At 74.6% G+C, this 17,702-nt stretch carries 21 protein-coding genes; 17 read left to right on the forward strand and 4 right to left on the reverse strand.

All coding sequences use genetic code 11. The features are described 5' to 3' along the window. The first annotated feature begins 530 nt into the window (after positions 1-530). From CELF_RS20355 to CELF_RS05195, 8 genes are all read left to right on the forward strand, one after another. Positions 531-1,460, forward strand: coding sequence for a hypothetical protein (locus CELF_RS20355; RefSeq protein WP_013770188.1), 930 nt, complete (start codon positions 531-533; stop codon positions 1,458-1,460). A gap of 392 nt (positions 1,461-1,852) precedes the next feature. Further along, the gene (infA, locus tag CELF_RS05165) at positions 1,853-2,074 is read left to right on the forward strand and encodes a translation initiation factor IF-1 (protein WP_013770189.1); all 222 of its coding nucleotides are present in this window, start codon (positions 1,853-1,855) and stop codon (positions 2,072-2,074) included. 64 nt (positions 2,075-2,138) lie between these two features. Next, positions 2,139-2,252 (forward strand): 50S ribosomal protein L36, encoded by a 114-nt coding sequence (gene rpmJ / locus CELF_RS05170; RefSeq protein WP_013117849.1) that lies wholly within the window; start codon positions 2,139-2,141, stop codon positions 2,250-2,252. A 226-nt stretch (positions 2,253-2,478) separates the two neighbouring features. After that, the gene (gene rpsM, locus CELF_RS05175) at positions 2,479-2,859 is read left to right on the forward strand and encodes a 30S ribosomal protein S13 (protein WP_013770190.1); all 381 of its coding nucleotides are present in this window, start codon (positions 2,479-2,481) and stop codon (positions 2,857-2,859) included. 86 nt (positions 2,860-2,945) lie between these two features. After that, entirely contained in the window at positions 2,946-3,347 is a 402-nt protein-coding gene (gene rpsK, locus CELF_RS05180) for a 30S ribosomal protein S11 (protein ID WP_013770191.1), read from the forward strand. A 150-nt stretch (positions 3,348-3,497) separates the two neighbouring features. After that, complete coding sequence (locus CELF_RS05185; RefSeq protein WP_013770192.1) at positions 3,498-4,508, forward strand: DNA-directed RNA polymerase subunit alpha; 1,011 nt, start codon at positions 3,498-3,500, stop codon at positions 4,506-4,508. A gap of 73 nt (positions 4,509-4,581) precedes the next feature. Continuing rightward, a complete protein-coding gene (gene rplQ / locus CELF_RS05190; protein WP_013770193.1) occupies positions 4,582-5,103 on the forward strand; it encodes a 50S ribosomal protein L17 in 522 nt (173 codons plus the stop codon). 97 nt (positions 5,104-5,200) lie between these two features. Then, positions 5,201-5,995 carry an alpha/beta fold hydrolase gene (locus tag CELF_RS05195; RefSeq protein WP_013770194.1) on the forward strand — a complete coding sequence of 265 codons (795 nt, stop codon included), beginning with the start codon at positions 5,201-5,203 and terminating at the stop codon, positions 5,993-5,995. Positions 5,996-6,046: 51 nt separating this feature from the next. On the opposite strand, the gene CELF_RS05200 is transcribed toward CELF_RS05195, so the two are convergent. Both CELF_RS05200 and CELF_RS05205 read right to left on the reverse strand, forming a co-directional pair. Next, positions 6,047-6,712: a hypothetical protein gene (locus tag CELF_RS05200; protein WP_013770195.1), complete on the reverse strand. Its 666-nt coding sequence runs from the start codon at positions 6,710-6,712 to the stop codon at positions 6,047-6,049. Between the two features lie 57 nt (positions 6,713-6,769). Then, entirely contained in the window at positions 6,770-7,537 is a 768-nt protein-coding gene (locus CELF_RS05205; protein ID WP_013770196.1) for an ROK family protein, read from the reverse strand. Between the two features lie 67 nt (positions 7,538-7,604). Between CELF_RS05205 and truA the strand changes: the two genes are divergently transcribed. Further along, the gene (truA, locus tag CELF_RS05210; protein WP_013770197.1) at positions 7,605-8,555 is read left to right on the forward strand and encodes a tRNA pseudouridine(38-40) synthase TruA; all 951 of its coding nucleotides are present in this window, start codon (positions 7,605-7,607) and stop codon (positions 8,553-8,555) included. A 28-nt stretch (positions 8,556-8,583) separates the two neighbouring features. Here truA and CELF_RS05215 read toward each other — a convergent pair whose 3' ends face one another. After that, entirely contained in the window at positions 8,584-9,039 is a 456-nt protein-coding gene (locus CELF_RS05215; protein WP_013770198.1) for a DUF5709 domain-containing protein, read from the reverse strand. Positions 9,040-9,135: 96 nt separating this feature from the next. On the opposite strand from CELF_RS05215, the gene CELF_RS05220 reads away from it, so the two are divergent. Together CELF_RS05220 and CELF_RS05225 are read left to right on the forward strand one after the other, a co-directional pair. Then, a complete protein-coding gene (locus CELF_RS05220) occupies positions 9,136-10,818 on the forward strand; it encodes an ABC-F family ATP-binding cassette domain-containing protein (protein WP_013770199.1) in 1,683 nt (560 codons plus the stop codon). Positions 10,819-10,949: 131 nt separating this feature from the next. Further along, entirely contained in the window at positions 10,950-11,369 is a 420-nt protein-coding gene (locus CELF_RS05225; RefSeq protein ID WP_013770200.1) for a hypothetical protein, read from the forward strand. A gap of 85 nt (positions 11,370-11,454) precedes the next feature. On the opposite strand, the gene CELF_RS05230 is transcribed toward CELF_RS05225, so the two are convergent. Beyond that, a complete protein-coding gene (locus CELF_RS05230) occupies positions 11,455-12,057 on the reverse strand; it encodes a LysE/ArgO family amino acid transporter (protein ID WP_013770201.1) in 603 nt (200 codons plus the stop codon). A gap of 69 nt (positions 12,058-12,126) precedes the next feature. Between CELF_RS05230 and CELF_RS05235 the strand changes: the two genes are divergently transcribed. The 6 genes from CELF_RS05235 to CELF_RS05260 all read left to right on the forward strand — a co-directional run bounded on the left by CELF_RS05235 (position 12,127) and on the right by CELF_RS05260 (position 17,699). Then, positions 12,127-13,029, forward strand: a complete 903-nt coding sequence (locus tag CELF_RS05235) for a LysR family transcriptional regulator ArgP (RefSeq protein ID WP_013770202.1) — start codon at positions 12,127-12,129, stop codon at positions 13,027-13,029. Between the two features lie 351 nt (positions 13,030-13,380). Next, the gene (gene rplM / locus CELF_RS05240; RefSeq protein WP_013770203.1) at positions 13,381-13,830 is read left to right on the forward strand and encodes a 50S ribosomal protein L13; all 450 of its coding nucleotides are present in this window, start codon (positions 13,381-13,383) and stop codon (positions 13,828-13,830) included. 40 nt (positions 13,831-13,870) lie between these two features. Further along, on the forward strand, positions 13,871-14,359 hold the full coding sequence (gene rpsI, locus CELF_RS05245) for a 30S ribosomal protein S9 (RefSeq protein WP_013770204.1): 489 nt from the start codon (positions 13,871-13,873) through the stop codon (positions 14,357-14,359). Positions 14,360-14,497: 138 nt separating this feature from the next. Beyond that, positions 14,498-15,847, forward strand: a complete 1,350-nt coding sequence (gene glmM, locus CELF_RS05250) for a phosphoglucosamine mutase (RefSeq protein WP_013770205.1) — start codon at positions 14,498-14,500, stop codon at positions 15,845-15,847. Next, positions 15,844-16,809: a peptide deformylase gene (locus CELF_RS05255; protein WP_013770206.1), complete on the forward strand. Its 966-nt coding sequence runs from the start codon at positions 15,844-15,846 to the stop codon at positions 16,807-16,809. The genes glmM and CELF_RS05255 overlap by 4 nt, the downstream gene beginning before the upstream one ends. 233 nt (positions 16,810-17,042) lie before the next feature. Then, entirely contained in the window at positions 17,043-17,699 is a 657-nt protein-coding gene (locus tag CELF_RS05260) for a DedA family protein (RefSeq protein ID WP_232014307.1), read from the forward strand. Positions 17,700-17,702: the final 3 nt, after the last annotated feature.

Here is a 17,702-nt window from a genome sequence, read left to right on the forward strand (position 1 = left end):
CCCCAGCCCGTGACCGGTCGACGGCGTCCGAGCCGTCTCCGGCCTGCGACTGGTCGTCGGCGTGCGACCGAGAGCGGGCGTCCGACCCCGTCGACGGCGTCCGACCCGTCTCCGGCGTGCCCCTGGTCGTGGCGTGCGGACGTTCCTGCGGGCGTCCGGCGTCGGGAGGGTGACGACCCGTCGTGTGCGGCTGACGTCCGGGGGTCGTGGGGGGCGAGCGCAGCCCCCGGGGACCGGCGCGTGCGCGCGCGGCTGGACCGGTTGCCCCCGGGGGCCGCACCGGCCGCTCCGGGCGCACCACACGATCGGGTGAACACGTGTCCAACAGCCGTCCGATTGCATCCCACCTGCGCAAATGGCCCCACGCGGTCCGGTTTGTCGGATAGTGTGCCCGCGGCGGGTTCGTCCTCCCGCCAGGACCGCCTTCGCACCTCGTCGCCCACCCGCGGCGAGGTGCTCGTGCGCGGTCCGCCGGCCACGCAGGCGTGCGCCCCTCGTCATGCCTGCCGCACAACGATGGGTTGGTCCCTATGCAGCGCAGCAGCCGTCCGTCCGTCCGTTCCCACGCCCGGCGGCTCGCCGCCGTCGGGACGACCGTCCTCGCCGCCGGCGTGCTCGCCGCGGCGCCGGCTGCGGCGGGCGTCTCGGCTCACGGCGGCTCCGACGGGTACCGCGACGGGTCGACGCGCACGACGACTGCCCCGACGCCCAAGCCCTCCGAGCAGCCCCGCCCGACGCGCGGCGGTCCGACCGCGACGGCGGCGTACGTCTACCTCAAGCTCGACCCGTCGAAGGGCGCGTACTGGGAGAACTCGGGGCAGCAGTACCTCGTCGCGGCGTGGGAGGGCGCCGAGTGGCGCAACATCACGTGGGAGCAGATCCGTGACGCGGTGCCCGTCGAGGTCTGCGGGGCCGGCTGGGCCGTGCAGGAGGACGCCGCGTACGGCGGCACCGAGGTGTTCACGGACTCCGAGGCGCCCCACTACCCGGACGGCGTGCTGAAGTGGACGGACAAGGGCGGGCCGCTGTTCGACGCGGACCACTGGGACCTGGAGGAGCACGTCGGGGCCGTCCCGGACTGCGCCCCGACCTACCCGGTGCCGACGCCCACGCCCACGCCGTCGGTGCCGCCCGTGCCGACCCCCACGCCGACGGTGACGCAGTCGGGCCCGACGCCGAGCGCCACGCCGACGACGACCCCGTCCGCCGTGCCCGCCCCGACGTCCTCCGCGACGCCCGCGCCGACGACCACGCCCACGTCGGAGGTGCTCGCCGCGACGCCGCGCCCGACGCCGTCCGCCACGGTCCGTTCGGAGGTGCTCGCCGCGGGTGACGCGGCGCTGGCCACGACGGGCTCGACCGTCCTCCCCGTGGCGATCGGGGCCGGGGTCCTGGTGGCCGCCGGTGGTGTGCTCGTCGCCCTGCGGCAGCGTCGTCGGTCGAACGGCTCCGACGCCTGACGCGTCGCCCCGGCACATGATGGCCGGTGAGCTCCCTGCGGGTGGGCTCGCCGGCCGTCGTGCTGTCCGGGCGCACCCGGCACCCGCCGACGGCCGGTCCCGCACCGGGGGGGCGCCCTGCGTCGAGGACCGAGGCGCGGTGCACGTCGCTGCGCGCCGCAGCGGTGCCGGCGGCGGCTCCTGGCGGGGGACCGGCGGTTTCGTCCATCGTGCCGGATGCCGTACCATGGTCCGTTGGGTGTGTGCCCGAACATCGTCGCGCGACAGGTCTCCTTCCCGGGGCCTCACCGTGGCGGGGCAGCACTCTCCACGAACGCCGGTCCCGTCCCCGCACGCGCGGGGGCCACGGCTGACGTGGGCTGATCGAAACCGACCGACAGTTAGCGGAGGACATGGCGAAGAAGGACGGTGTCATCGAGATCGAGGGCAGCGTCGTGGAGGCTCTGCCGAACGCGATGTTCCGCGTGGAGCTCACCAACGGCCACAAGGTGCTCGCCCACATCTCGGGCAAGATGCGTCAGCACTACATCCGCATCCTCCCGGAGGACCGGGTGGTCGTGGAGCTGAGCCCGTACGACCTGTCCCGCGGTCGAATCGTCTACCGCTACAAGTAACCACCACTCGAACACGCCGTCACGCCCCCGGGAACGGGGGTCCACGGCGGCGGAGGAACACGCGATGAAGGTCAAGCCCAGCGTCAAGAAGATCTGCGACAAGTGCAAGGTGATCCGCCGGCACGGTCGCGTCCAGGTGATCTGCGAGAACCTGCGCCACAAGCAGCGCCAGGGCTGACGCCCTGACGTGGGCCGCGGACGGTGTCCGCGGCACAGGTCGAGCAGCACCACCGGTCCCCACGGGGACCACGGCCCCTCGGGGCCGGCAAGCGCACCGCCACTCCGGCCGGTGCCGGGCTCCACGCCTGGCCGGGCCGGCGAACCCTCGGTCGGAGGCCGGGGCCCGCAGCACGCGGGAGGGCGGTGCGGAAGACCTCCGACGCAGTTCAGGAGCCACCAGGCACATGGCACGTCTCATCGGCGTCGACCTCCCCCGCGAGAAGCGGCTGGAGATCGCGCTCACCTACATCTACGGGGTCGGCCGCACGCGCGCCCAGCAGACCCTCGCCGCCACGGGCATCAGCCCCGACGTCCGCGTGAAGGACCTCGGGGACACCGAGCTCGTCGCGCTGCGTGACTACCTCGAGGGCAACTTCAAGCTCGAGGGTGACCTCCGTCGCGAGGTCGCCGCGGACATCCGCCGCAAGGTCGAGATCGGCTGCTACGAGGGCCTCCGCCACCGCCGTGGCCTTCCCGTGCGCGGTCAGCGCACGAAGACCAACGCGCGCACCCGCAAGGGCCCGAAGCGCACCGTCGCCGGCAAGAAGAAGGCCGGGCGCAAGTAACCCGCCCGTCCCGCGAGGACCACGCCCCACGGCGCGTGTCCCGGGACGCCGGCACAGCAGCCTGACGACCACGAGAGAAGAAGCAGATGCCTCCCAAGACCCGCAGTTCCGTGCGCAAGCCGCGCCGCAAGGAGAAGAAGAACGTCTCCCACGGCCAGGCGCACATCAAGAGCACGTTCAACAACACCATCGTCTCCATCACGGACCCCTCGGGTGCCGTGATCGCGTGGGCGTCCTCCGGCCAGGTGGGCTTCAAGGGCTCGCGCAAGTCGACGCCGTTCGCCGCGCAGCTCGCCGCCGAGGCCGCTGCCCGTCGCGCGCAGGAGCACGGCATGCGCAAGGTCGACGTCTTCGTCAAGGGCCCCGGCTCGGGCCGTGAGACCGCGATCCGCTCGCTGCAGGCCACCGGCCTCGAGGTGGGCTCGATCCAGGACGTGACGCCGCAGGCGCACAACGGCTGCCGCCCGCCGAAGCGCCGCCGCGTCTGACACCCGGCTCCGCCGTGGCCGGCGCTCGTCACCCGACGCACCGGCCACGGCGTCGCTCGTCCGACCCACCGGTCATGTGGACCGAGGCATGGCCGTCACGAAGTACTGCGGAGCGTCATATGGCGGACGCCCGCTGAGAGGAAACCCACCGTGCTCATCGCACAGCGCCCCACCCTGACCGAAGAGGTCATCTCGGAGAACCGCTCGCGGTTCTCCATCGAGCCGCTCGAGCCCGGCTTCGGCTACACGCTCGGCAACTCGCTGCGCCGGACGCTGCTGTCCTCCATCCCCGGTGCCGCCGTCACGTCCATCCGGATCGACGGCGTGCTGCACGAGTTCTCCACCGTGCCGGGTGTCAAGGAGGACGTCACCGAGATCATCCTCAACATCAAGAACCTCGTCGTCTCCTCGGAGAACGACGAGCCGGTCGTGATGTACCTGCGCAAGCAGGGTTCGGGCGTCGTCACCGCCGCCGACATCGTCCCGCCGGCAGGCGTCGAGGTGCACAACCCCGACCTGCACCTGGCGACGCTGAACGACAAGGGCAAGCTGGAGATCGAGCTCACGGTCGAGCGTGGCCGTGGCTACGTCTCCGCCGCCCAGAACAAGTCGTTCGAGGCCGAGATCGGCCGGATCCCGGTCGACTCGATCTACTCGCCGGTGCTCAAGGTGACCTACAAGGTCGAGGCGACGCGTGTCGAGCAGCGGACGGACTTCGACAAGCTCATCGTCGACGTCGAGACGAAGGCGGCGATCAGCCCGCGCGACGCGCTCGCGTCGGCCGGCAAGACCCTCGTCGAGCTGTTCGGCCTGGCGCGCGAGCTCAACGTCGAGGCGGAGGGCATCGAGATCGGCCCGTCGCCGACCGACGCCGCGCTCGCCGCGGACCTCGCGCTGCCGATCGAGGACCTGCAGCTGACCATCCGGTCGTACAACTGCCTCAAGCGTGAGGGCATCCACACGGTGGGTGAGCTCGTGGCGCGCAGCGAGGCCGACCTGCTGGACATCCGCAACTTCGGTGCGAAGTCCATCACCGAGGTCAAGGAGAAGCTGGCCGAGCTCGGCCTGACGCTCAAGGACAGCCCGCTCGACTTCGACCCGACCGCGTCCGCCTACTACGGCGAGGACGAGGGCGACTTCGTCGAGGACGAGCAGTACTGACGCCCGGGGAACGCGCACCCGGGTCTGACCCGGGCGCGCGTCGCCGATCACTGGAACTCAAGGAGTAGAGACCATGCCCACGCCCACCAAGGGTCCCCGGCTCGGTGGCGGACCGGCGCACGAGCGTCTGATCCTCGCGAACCTCGCGACGCAGCTGTTCGAGCACAAGCGGATCACGACGACCGAGGCGAAGGCCAAGCGCCTGCGCCCCCTCGCCGAGCGCCTCGTCACCTTCGCCAAGCGCGGTGACCTGCACGCCCGCCGCCGTGTCCTGACCGTCGTCAAGGACAAGAGTGTCGTGCACACCCTGTTCACCGAGATCGCGCCGGCCGTCGCCGAGCGTCAGGGTGGCTACACGCGCATCACGAAGATCGGTCCGCGCAAGGGCGACAACGCGCCCATGGCCGTGATCGAGCTCGTGCTCGAGCCGCTGTCGCCGAAGCAGGCCGTCGTCAAGGAGGCCACGAAGGCCACCGCGAAGGCTGCCCCGAAGGCTGAGAAGAAGGACGCGAAGGTCGAGGAAGCGCCTGCCGCCGAGTCCACCGAGGCCCCGGCCGAGGAGACCGCGACCGAGGGCGACGCCGACAAGGCCTGAGCCCTCCACCGCAGCACGACGGGCCCGGAACCGCACAGGTTCCGGGCCCGTCGTCGGTCCCAGACCCGGACGCCCCACGCGGTCGTAGGGTCGGGGCATGGGACTTCCGGTCGTCTTCGTGCACGGGTTGCGCACGTCGCGGACCATGTGGCGCGCGCAGGTCGACGCGCTCGAGCGTGCGGGTCGCGTCGCCGTCGCGATGGACCTGCCCGGGCACGGTGAGCGCGCCGACGAACCGTTCACCCTCGACGGTGCGGTCGCGACGGTGGCCGACGCCGTGGACGGTGTCGGCGGGCGGGCGCTCGTGGTCGGCCTGTCGCTCGGCGGCTACACGGCCATCACGCACGCCGCCCGGCACCCCGAGCAGGTCGCGGGGCTGGTCGCGGCGTCGTGCTCGACGCGGCCGCTGCGTCTGCTGGTCGGCGGCTGGTCGCTCGCGGCGCGGGGGATCGTCCGGCTCCCGGACCACGGTGCCGGGCTCAACGCGATGATGGTCCGGCGGTTCCTGCCGCCGCAGGGAGCGCAGGACGTCGGGGCGGGCGGGTTCGCGCTCCTCGTGACCGAGGACGTGCTGCGGGAGGTCGCGCGGGCGACGCCCGTCGAGGACCTCGCCCGGCTGCGCGTGCCGGTGTGGGTCGTCAACGGCCGGTTCGACCACTTCCGCGGCGACGAGCGGCTGTTCGTGCGCGCGTGCGCGGACGGCAGGCTCGTCGTCGTGCCCGGTGCGACGCACCTCGTCAGCCTCGTCGCGCCGGAACGGTTCACGCGCGTCGTGCTCGAGGCGCTGGACGAGCTCGACGCGATCGACGCGGGCCGACCCCCCACCCGGACCGCCGTCCCGGCGCTCCCGTCGACGGCGGCCGGAAGCCCCACGGACGAGCGCGCAGGCTGACCGCGGACGACCCGCGGGGACGGTCGTCCGACGGGAGCGACCGGCGGGGGCTCAGCCGCCGACGAGCTCGGCGAGGAGCGCGGTGTCCAGGCGCACCGTGCCGTCGGCGGCGCGCACGGTGACCGGGCGCAGGGCCCCGTCCGGGGCGCGGTGGTGCAGGTGCGGCGTCACGGGCAGGAGCGTCGACGGCCGCGGGCTCGTCGCCCAGTCGAGCATGCCGCGGGCCGCGGACAGCACGGTGCCGCCCGAGACGACGTGCACCGCGACCGCGGACGCGTGCGGGACGGCGACGAGCATCCCCGCGCCCTCGTCGCTGCGCCGGCCCACCGCCGCGAACAGCTGGTCGACGACCAGCACGCGGCTCGGTGCGAGCTGGTCCTGCGTCGTGAGCACGTGCATGTCGCCGCCGCCGCGGAAGCCGACGACGTGCCACTCCGGGAGGGGGAGCCGGAGAGTCCCCGCGAGCGCCTCCGGCGCGTGCACCGCCCAGCCACCACGCTCGCCGAGGTCGTGCACGGGCCGCGGCTCGCCGTCGAAGAGCAGCATCGCGCAGGCCTGGAGGTGCGGGCCAAGCGCGGGGCCGGCGTCGGCCGGCAGGATGCCGGCGGGAACGATGCCCGCGGCGACGCGCGGCAGGTCCGGCGGGCGGGGTGCCGGCGCGGCGTCGGGCGCGGGGGAGGGCTGATCGGCACGCCGCCGACGGAAGAACGAGGGCACGTCGCCACCGTAGGCGCAGGTCAGGGGACATGTCCGGGACCGTCACCCGGACGGCCGTCAGGTCTGCAGGCTCCAGGCCCGCACGCCGCCGACGATGCCCGCCTGGTTGGGCACGACGACGACGTCATCGCCGAGCCGCTCGAGCACCTGCGGCGTCACCTGCCGTGCGTTGCCGCCCCCGAGGTACAGGCGGTCCCAGTGCACGACGGGGCGCAGGCCCTCGACGACGCGACGCACGCGCCGCGACCACAGCCCGTCGCCGAGCCGGGCCCGCTCGACCTGCCCGATGTACGCGTCGTAGGTCGTGCCCCAGCGCACCGGCGCGTGCGACAGCTCGAGGTGCGGCGCGAGCGTGCCGCCGTCGAACAGCGCGGACCCGAGTCCCGTGCCGAGGGTGAGCACGAGCTCGACGCCCGTGCCGGAGACCACGCCGGCGCCGTGGACCTCGGCGTCGTTGAGCACGAGCGTCGGCACGCCGAGCCGCTCCTGCAGGGCCGCGCGGATGTCGCACCCCGCCCACGCGGTCACGAGCGCCGGGTCGACCGCGGTCCGCGGCCCGGACCGGGTGACGTAGTGCGGTGTCGCGACGACGACCCCGTGCCGGATCATCCCGGGCATCCCGACCGTCGCCCGGTCCGCGTCGGGGAGGCCCGCGGCGATCTGCGCGATCGTGTCGACGAGCCGCGACGGCGGCAACGGGTAGGGCGTCGGCACCCGGACCGCGGGTGCATGCAGCGTGCCGGCGGCGTCGAGCACCGACGCCTTGATCCCGCCGCCCCCGCAGTCGACGGCGAGCGTGAAGGGATGGGACGAGAGGCTCGGCACCCGTCCACGCTAGCGCCGCCCGGCGCCCGACCACGGCGGCACCACGGCGGCACTACCGTGGTGGCCCGTGACGCAGCAGGAGACCCCGGGCGGTGCCCCGACGCACGCGGACGCGGTGCGGCTGCGCCTCGACCTCGCCTACGACGGCACGTCGTTCAGCGGCTGGGCGCGGCAGCCTGCGCTGCGGACCGTGCAGGGCGTGCTCGAGGACGCGCTCGCCACCGTGCTGCGCACCGCCGCGCACGGCGAGCCGGCGCCGCACGTCACGGTCGCCGGCCGCACCGACGCGGGGGTGCACGCGCGGGGGCAGGTCGCGCACATGGACGTCGCGCCGCACGTGCTCGACGCGGTCCGCGGCCGGTCCGACCGCACGCCCACCGACGCCCTTGTCGCGCGGCTCGCGGGTGTGCTCCCCGCGGACGTCGTCGTGCACCGCGTCGCCGTCGCCCCGCTCGGGTTCGACGCGCGGTTCTCCGCGCTGCGGCGCCGGTACGCGTACCGCATCTGCGACGACAGCGGCGCGCGGGACCCGCTGAGCCGCGCGCACGTGCTGTGGCACCGCCGCCCGCTCGACGTCGCGGCGATGGACGCCGCCGCGCGCACCCTCGTCGGCCGGCACGACTTCGCCGCGTACTGCAAGCCGCGTGAGGGGGCGACGACCATCCGCACGCTCGAGGAGTTCGTGTGGGAGCGGGCGTCCGGCGGTGCGGAGGCGGGGCTCGTGGTCGCCCGCGTGCAGGCGGACGCGTTCTGCCACTCGATGGTCCGGGCGCTGGTCGGCGCGAGCGTGGCGGTGGGCGAGGGTCGGCGACCGGTCGCGTGGCCCGCGCAGCTGCTCGCCGGTGGGCGGCGGGACGCGGCGGCGCACGTCGTCGCGGCGCACGGCCTGACGCTGGAGGAGGTCGGCTACCCGCCCGACGCGGAGCTCGCGGAGCGGGCGGCCCGCACGCGCGCCCGCCGTGAGGCGCACGACGTCGACCCGCGCCCGGGGACGGACGGACCGGCGGGCTGCTGCTGAGCAGCACGCCCGCCGGTCCGTGGCCTCGTCAGAGGCGGTCGTCGTCCTCGGTGTAGCGCCGGTCGTCGACGTACTCCTCCTCGATGAGGTGCACGGCGGCCTCCTCGGCGCTCGCGGCCCCGCCCGAGACACCGGCGTCGACGGCGAACGTGTCCGTCGGGCCCGCCTCGACGGCGCCGTCGTCGGCGACGAGGCGTCCCGCCCGGAGCTCCTCGCGGTGCCCCTCGACGCGCGGCCGGGCCTCCCAGACCTCGGGCTCTTCCTGCGCGATGCGCTGGTCGATGGTCTCCCGGTGCTGCTCCTCCCACGGCGTCTCGCCGTAGTGGGACGACCGCGGGCGCTCGCGCTCGGGCGGGGAGTAGCCCTCGTCCAGCAGGTCGTCGACGCCACGCTCGAGCAGCGTGTCGTCGCCGGTCAGCTGGTCGGTGTCGCCCTCGCTGCCGAGCTCGGGATCTGTCCTGGTGGCGGGGGTCTCGTCGCTCATGGCACGACCCTCGCACCGCGTCGCGCACGGCGCCAGGGGAGCGCGACGGCCAGGAATGCGGTTCGACGGGGCGCTCCGGGCGGCGACACTGTGCGCATGGGTCATCTCGACATCGGCGGCGTCGGCTACGTGCTGCCGGACGGCCGCCCCCTGCTCGACGACGTGACGTTCCGGGTGGGGGAGGGGGCCCGCGTCGCGCTCGTCGGGCCCAACGGCGTCGGCAAGTCGACGCTGCTGCGCGTCGTCGCGGGCGACGAGCAGCCGCACGCGGGGTCGGTCCAGCGCAGCGGCGGGCTCGGCGTCATGCGGCAGGACGTGGGGCGGATCGACGACGACCGCTCCGTCCGGGACCTGCTGGCCTCGCTCGCACCCCCGGCCGTGCGCGACGCGGCGGCGGAGCTCGCGGCGGCCGAGCTGGGGATCATGGAGGTCGACGACGAGCCGGCGCAGATGCGGTACGCGCAGGCGCTCGTCGACTGGGCGGACGTCGGCGGGTACGAGGCGGAGGCCGGCTGGGACCGCGTGACGGACGCGGTGCTCTCGGTGCCGTTCGAGCGTGCGCAGCACCGGGAGGTGCGGACGCTGTCGGGCGGCGAGCAGAAGCGCCTCGTCCTCGAGGCGCTGCTGCGCGGGCCGGACGAGGTGCTGCTGCTCGACGAGCCCGACAACGCGCTCGACGTCCCGACGAAGCGCTGGCTCGAGGAGCGGCTCGTCGCGTCGCCGAAGTCGGTGCTGCTCGTGAGCCACGACCGCGAGCTGCTCGCGAGGGTGGCGACGCACGTCGCGACCCTGGAGCCGACCGCGGTGGGGGCGTCGGCGTGGGTGCACGGCGGCGGGTTCGCGACGTACCACCAGGCGCGCGAGGACCGGCGCTCGCGGCTCGAGGAGCTGCTGCGGCGGTGGGAGGAGGAGCACGCCAAGCTGCGCGAGCTCGTCCTGACGCTCAAGACGAAGGCCGCCTTCAACGACGGCCTGGCGTCGCGGTACCAGGCCGCGCAGACCCGGCTGCGCAAGTTCGAGGAGGCCGGGCCGCCGATGGTCCGGGTCCGGGAGCAGTCGGTGCGGGTGCGGCTGCGGGGCGGGCGGACCGCGAAGCGCGCCGTGGTCGCCCAGGGGCTCGAGCTCACGGGGCTCATGCGGCCGTTCGACCTGGAGGTGTGGTTCGGAGAGCGGGTCGCCGTGCTCGGCTCGAACGGGTCGGGCAAGTCGCACTTCCTGCGGCTGCTGGCTGCGGGCGGCTCCGACCCCGGGCCCGAGCACGTGCCTGCGGGGGAGACCGCGGTGGCGCCCGTGCGGCACACGGGGTCGGTCGTCCTCGGCTCGCGCGTGCGCCCGGGGTGGTTCGCGCAGAACCACGCGCACCCCGAGCTGGTCGGCCGGACCCTGCTGGAGATCCTGCACCGCGGCGACGCGCACCGGGCGGGGATGGGCCGCGAGCAGGCGAGCCGCGCGCTGGACCGGTACGAGCTGGTCGAGCGGGCGGAGCAGCCGTACGAGACGCTCTCGGGCGGTCAGCAGGCGCGGCTGCAGATCCTGCTGCTCGAGCTGGGCGGCGCGACGCTGCTGCTGCTGGACGAGCCGACGGACAACCTCGACCTGCACTCCGCCGAGGCGCTCGAGGCGGGGCTGGCCGCGTTCGAGGGCACCGTCGTGGCGGTCACGCACGACCGGTGGTTCACGCGCACGTTCGACCGCTTCCTGGTGTTCGCGGCCGACGGGTCGGTCGTCGAGACGCCCGAGCCGGTGTGGGACGCGGCGCGGGTCGAGCGCGCGCGTTGAGCCGGACGGGCGACGGGCGCTCCGCCCGGGCGGAGCGCGGTCACCCGGATGCACTACGGCCGCATGCCGCTGACCTGCGCCGCCGCGTTTCTCACCCGCCGGGAGAGGCCTGCGGGCGTGAGAATGGCGGGATGTCGAACACCACCGCCCCGTGGGTCCACCGATCCGCGCGTGTCGACGACGCCGCGGCCCTGAGCACGCTCGCCGAGTGGCTCTCCCACGTGCAGCTCGCGAGCACCACCGACCAGGAGGAGCTCGAGCGGTGCTCGGCCGCGCTCGAGCGCATCGCGCTCGCGTCGGGCGTGCTCATGCGCCAGCTCGGCGACCTGTCGCTGGACCGGTGCGACTTCACGGACCACCTGCTGGCCGACGAGCGGCACCGCGTCGCCGAGGCGCAGCGTGCGGCGTTCCAGGACGCGCTGGGCTCGCTCGTGGAGCGGGCGCGGCAGCGGCGCGGGCGGCACGCCAACGTGGTGCCCGTGCAGGACCTGCTGCCGCTGCTGCCGGCGCGGCTGCGCGAGCCGGCCCCGGCGTCGCCCGCGGCCGTCTGACGGGACCTCCGCTCCGCGCCCCGGTGCGACGGGTGCCTCCGTCGCGGCGTCGCGGGCGGTCGGCCGAGGACGGGCGTCACCGGGGTCAGCCGACGACGAGCGACACGGCGAGCCCTGCCATGACGAGCGCGACGCCGACGTCGAGCACCTGCCACGCGCGCGGCCGGGCGAACAGCGGGCGCAGCCGCGCGGCGCCGAACCCGAGCGTCGTGAACCAGGTGATCGACGCGACCACGGCGCCCGCACCGAACGCCCACCCGCCCGCGGCCGGGTGCTGCTGCGCGAGGCCGCCCAGCAGGACCACGGTGTCGAGGTAGACGTGCGGGTTGAGGAACGTCAGGGCGAGGCACGTGAGGACGACGGCGGAGCGCCGGGCCGGGCCGTCGGCCGCGGGGTCGAGGTGCTCGGGACGCAGCGCGCGCCGGGCGGCACCGACCGCCAGCACGGCGAGGAACGCCGCGCCGGCCCAGCGGACGACCTGCAGGACGACGGGCCGGTCGGCGACGAGCGAGCCGAGCCCGGCGACGCCGACCGAGACGAGCAGCGCGTCCGCCCCGGCGCACACGAGGACGACCGGCAGCACGTGCTCGCGCCGCAGCCCCTGGCGCAGGACGAAGGCGTTCTGCGCGCCGATGGCGACGATGAGCGAGAGGCCGGTGAGGAAGCCTGCGAGGGTGGCGGGAAGCACGCCACGACGCTAGGTACGGATGCCCCTGAAGACCAGTTCATGTTTCTGGTGAAGCATTAGCATCGCTTCATGTCCATCGACTCCGAGCAGCTGCGGACGCTCGCGGCCGTCGTCGCCGAGGGGTCGTTCGACGCCGCGGCTCAGGCGCTCCACCTCACGCCCTCCGCGGTGAGCCAGCGGATCAAGGCCCTCGAGCAGCAGGTCGGGGGCGTCGTCGTGCGGCGGACCCGCCCCTGCCTGCCGACGCCCGCCGGAGAGGTGCTCGTGCGGCTCGCTGGTCAGGTCGACCTGCTCACGCGCGACGCGCTCGTCGAGCTGGGTGCCGACGCCGGCACCGACGCGTCACCCGACGTGCTCGGGCGCCGCCGGATCGCGGTGGCCGTCAACGCCGACTCGCTCTCGACCTGGTTCCCGGCGGCGCTCGCGGACCTGCCGGCCGACCTGCTGCTCGACCTGCGCCGCGAGGACCAGGACCTGTCCGCGACGCTCCTGCGGGACGGGACCGTGGCGGCCGCGGTCACCGCGGAGCAACGCGCCGTGCAGGGCTGCCGCGTCCGGCCGCTCGGGGCGATGCGGTACGTCGCGGTCGCCGCGCCGCACGCGCGCTCGCGCTGGTTCCCGGCGGGGCTGGACACCGGGTCGGCCGCCCGCGCGCCGGCGCTCGCGTTCAACCGCGCGGACGGGCTGCAGCACGCGTTCGTGCGGCAGGTGCTGGGGGACGCCCCGCCCCTGCCCGTGCACTACGCGCCCGAGCAGGGGGCGTTCGTCGCGCTCGTGCAGGCGGGGCTCGGGTGGGGGATGGTGCCCGAGCAGGCGGCCGCCGGGCCGCTCGCGGACGGCACGCTCGTCGAGCTCGAGCCGGGCCGGTGGCTCGACGTGCCGCTGTTCTGGCAGCACTGGTCGCTGCGCACACCGACGTTGGACGACCTCACCGCTCGCGTGGTGGCCGCGGCGCGCGTGCTGCACCGCTGACGCCGTGCGGGACGCGGCCGACGACGCCGGCCTCGGGGCGGTCGGCGGCGCCGGTCGCGGGGCGGTCGGCGGCGTTCCGCGGCCCTTCGCGGGTGCGCGATGGAGGTGCACGGACGCCCCGCCGCAGGCCCGGGCCTCGCGGGGGTGCCGTTTTGACCGTCGCTCCGCAGCGCCGGTAGTCTTGTGCGTTGTTGTGCGTCCCCTGTCGCGCGCCCGGACTTCTCACCTGAGCGCTGCGGTGGCGTCCCGGTGCGGTTCCCACTCGCCGGAGGGATGCTCCGACAGCCCTCCACGGCGCCGCTCGCGCGACGACCGTGACATGCAGACACAACGAACGAAGGCTTACGACCCGTGCGTACGTACACCCCGAAGCCCGGCGACGTCGAGCGGACCTGGTACGTCATCGACGCGACCGATGTCGTCCTCGGCCGCCTGGCCACCCACGTGGCCACGCTGCTGCGCGGCAAGCACAAGGCCACCTTTGCTCCGCACGTCGACGGCGGCGACTTCGTCATCGTCATCAACGCGGACAAGGTCGCCCTCACCGGCAACAAGCGCGAGACCAAGCTCGCCTACCGCCACTCCGGCTACCCGGGTGGTCTGCGGGCGACGCGTTACAGCGAGCTCCTCGAGAAGCACCCGGAGCGCGCGATCGAGAAGGCCGTCCGCGGCATGCTCCCCAAGAGCTCGCTCGCTGCCAAGCAGCTCGGCAAGCTCAAGGTCTACGCCGGCGCCGAGCACCCGCACGCCGCCCAGCAGCCGAAGCCGTTCGAGATCACCCAGGTCGCGCAGCAGGCCTGACGGCCGCCGCGCGTAGAGCAGACAGGAACCGAGGACACCAGTGGCAGAGACCACGGTCGACATCGACCTCGAGGGCGACGAGACGCCCACCAGCTACACCAGCGAGACGGCCGCCCCCCAGGGGCGCGGTCAGTCCATCACGGCCCCCGGCCAGGCACTCGGCCGCCGCAAGGAGGCGATCGCCCGCGTGCGGCTCGTCCCCGGCACCGGCCAGTGGAAGATCAACGGGCGCACGCTCGAGGACTACTTCCCGAACAAGGTGCACCAGCAGCTCGTCAACTCGCCGCTGAAGCTCGTGGACGTCGAGGGTCGCTTCGACGTCGTCGCGCGCATCACCGGCGGTGGCGTCACCGGCCAGGCCGGCGCGCTGCGCCTGGGCATCGCCCGCGCGCTCAACGCGATCGACGCCGAGCACAACCGTCCGGCCCTCAAGAAGGCCGGCTTCCTCACGCGTGACGCCCGAGTGGTCGAGCGCAAGAAGGCCGGTCTCAAGAAGGCCCGCAAGGCGCCGCAGTACTCGAAGCGCTGATCCCAGCGCCTCATCCGATGGCCCCGTCGGTCGAACGACCTGCGGGGCCATCGGCGTCTGCGGCATCGTGAACGAAGCGACGGAGCGGGGAAGCGCGGGTACGCGCCGGCGACGTCGCGCGACGGCGAAGGAGTCCTGATGACCCGACTGTTCGGCACCGACGGGGTGCGAGGCCTGGCGAACCGCGACGTGACGGCCGAGCTCGCGCTCGACCTGTCCGTGGCGGCGGCGCACGTGCTCGGCGCGAGCGGCGCGTTCGAGGGCCACCGGCCCCGGGCCGTCGTCGGCCGCGACTCACGCGCGTCGGGGGAGTTCCTCGCGGCGGCCGTCGCCGCAGGGCTCGCGTCGGCCGGCGTCGACGTCGTGAACGTCGGCGTGCTCCCCACGCCCGCGGTCGCGTACCTGACCGCGCAGCTCGAGGTCGACCTCGGCGTCGTCCTGTCGGCGTCGCACAACCCGATGCCGGACAACGGCATCAAGTTCCTCGCGCGCGGGGGCCACAAGCTCGACGACGAGCTGGAGCGGGCCATCGAGGCGCGCATGGGCGAGGCCTGGGACCGTCCGGTCGGCGCCGACGTCGGGCGGATCCGCCTCGACACAGGACGCGCGGGCGACGACTACGTCGAGCACCTCGTCTCCACCATCGGCGTCTCGCTCGAGGGTCTGCGCATCGCCGTGGACTGCGCGAACGGTGCCGCGAGCGACGTGGGACCCGCGGCGCTGCGCGAGGCCGGCGCGGACGTCGTCGTCATCAACGCCTCGCCCGACGGGCGCAACATCAACGAGAAGTGCGGCTCGACGCACCCCGAGCAGCTGCTCGCCGCGGTGGTCGCGTCCGAGGCGGACCTGGGCGTCGCCTTCGACGGGGACGCCGACCGGTGCCTCGCCGTCGACGCCGACGGACGCCTCGTCGACGGCGACCAGATCATGGGTGTCCTCGCGCTCGCCATGCGGGACGCGGGCACGCTCGTCGACGACACGCTCGTCACGACCGTCATGAGCAACCTGGGACTGCGCCTGGCGATGCGTGACCACGGGGTGCGGACCGTCGAGACCGCGGTGGGCGACCGCTACGTGCTCGAGGCCATGCGCGCGGGCGGGTACGCGCTGGGCGGCGAGCAGTCCGGCCACATCATCATGGCGGCGCACGCCACGACGGGCGACGGTGTCCTGACGGCCCTGCAGCTCGCGGCCCGCGTCGCGGCGACGGGTGAGCCGCTCGCGAAGCTGGCCGGGATCGTGCAGCGGCTGCCGCAGACCCTGGTGAACGTCGCGGGCGTCGACAAGGCCCGTGCCGGCAGCGACGTCCCGCTCCTGGAAGCGGTGCGTGCGGCCGAGGCACGGCTGGGTGACACCGGACGCGTGCTCCTGCGCCCGTCCGGCACGGAGCCGCTCGTGCGCGTCATGGTCGAGGCGGGCACGCAGCAGGACGCGGACGCGGTCGCGCGCGAGCTCGCCGGCGTCGTCTCGGACCGGCTCGCGCTGTGAGCGGGGGCGGGTCCAGCCGGCAGCGGGACATCGCGCTGCGCGACCTCGTGCTGCGGCTGCTGGACTCCGCCCAGGGGACGGGCAAGGTGCCGATCGTGCAGGCCGGGCACCCGGTGCTGCGCGCGCAGGCGCTGCCCTACGACGGTCAGCTCGCCGACGACGAGCTCGAGTCGCTGGTGCACGTCATGCGCGCGACCATGCACGCCGCGCCGGGCGTGGGCCTGGCCGCGCCGCAGATCGGCCTGCCGGTCGCCGTCGCCGTGCTGGAGGACTCCGGTCCGCCCGACGGGGACGTCGCCCAGGTGCGGGAGCGCGCGCCGCTGGAGTTCCGCGTGCTCGTCAACCCGCGGTACGCAGCCGTCGACGACGAGCGCCGCGCGTTCTACGAGGGGTGCCTCAGCGTCGTCGGCTACCAGGCCGTCGTCGCGCGTCCTCGCCGGGTGCACCTGGTCGGTGCGGACGAGCGGGGCCGCCCCCTCGACGAGGTGCTCACGGGCTGGCCCGCGCGCATCGTGCAGCACGAGACGGACCACCTGGGCGGCGTGCTGTACCTCGACCGCGCCGAGCTGCGCTCGCTGGCCGCGGCCGACGCCCTCGGGCTGCGCTGGGCGAGCGAGCCGCGACCGACGACCGCCGCGCTCGCGCTCGGGTTCGCCCTCGACGGTGCGGGCGGCGCGCACGCGAGCGCTGCGGGGACGGCCGCCGACGGCGTGGATGACGAGCGGGACGCGGCGCAGGACCTCCCGCCGGCCCCGTCCGGGCAGCCCGCACCCGAGCAGCCTGCACCCGAGCAGCCTGCACCCGAGCAGCCCGCACCCGAGCCGGCGGAGCCCGACCCGGCGCACGTGCCCGCGGAGGCGACCGTCGAGCCGCCCCCCGACCACGCCGCCGACGCCGACGGCGGTACCGGCGCGCCGGTCGAGGGCGACCGGGTGGACGACCGCGCCCCCGAGCCCGCCTGACGGCTCGGCCCCCACGGCGGCCCCGTCGCACCTCCCGCCCTGGGTGGAGACGCGCGACGGCGGCCTCCACCCGACGTCTCTGTCGGGGTGACCTCAGGGAGGATCCGGGGGTATCCCCTATGTCCCGGACGGGGTCATCGGCCTACCGTGGGAGTCACGACGCGGCCCGTGCAGGGCCAGCGCCCGACGACCGCTGGAGCTGATGGCACGTGGAGGCATGGACGCTCGCACTGGTGGGCTCCCCCTGGATGTTCGTCGTCCTGTACCTGTTCGCGACCATCGACGGCTTCTTCCCCCCGATCCCGAGCGAGTCCATCGTCATCGCGCTCGCCGCGCTCGCCATGTCGCACGGCGAGCCGAACCTCGCGCTCGTCGTGCTCGTCGCGGCGGCCGGCGCGTTCACGGGCGACCAGATCGCGTACCAGATCGGCACCAAGGTGCGGGTCCGCGAGGTGCGGTTCCTGCGGTCGGCGCGCGCCCAGGCGGCGATCGACTGGGCGGAGCGGGCGCTCGAGCACCGCGGCGCGTCGTTCATCATCGCGGCCCGGTACATCCCGGTGGGGCGCGTCGCGGTCAACATGACGGCGGGCGCGCTCGGGTACAGCCGTCGACGGTTCACCGCGCTCGCCGGCATCGCCGCCCTGACGTGGGGCGTGTACTCGTGCGCGATCGGGATCGGTGCGGCGGCGTGGCTCGGTCACAACCCGCTCCTGGCGGTGGCGGCGGGGGTCGTCGGGGGCATCCTGCTCGGCGTCCTGGTCGACTGGGTGCTGCGCAGCTGGGAGGCGCTCGTGACGCGCCGTCGCCGCCGGGTCGCGGTGCCGCCCGTCCCGCTGCGCCCCGACGGCGTGGTGCCGCGTGAGGTCGTCGAGGACGACGCGGTCGCCTGAGCC

Origin of the sequence: Cellulomonas fimi ATCC 484, assembly GCF_000212695.1 — a bacterium.
GTDB lineage: Bacteria > Actinomycetota > Actinomycetes > Actinomycetales > Cellulomonadaceae > Cellulomonas > Cellulomonas fimi.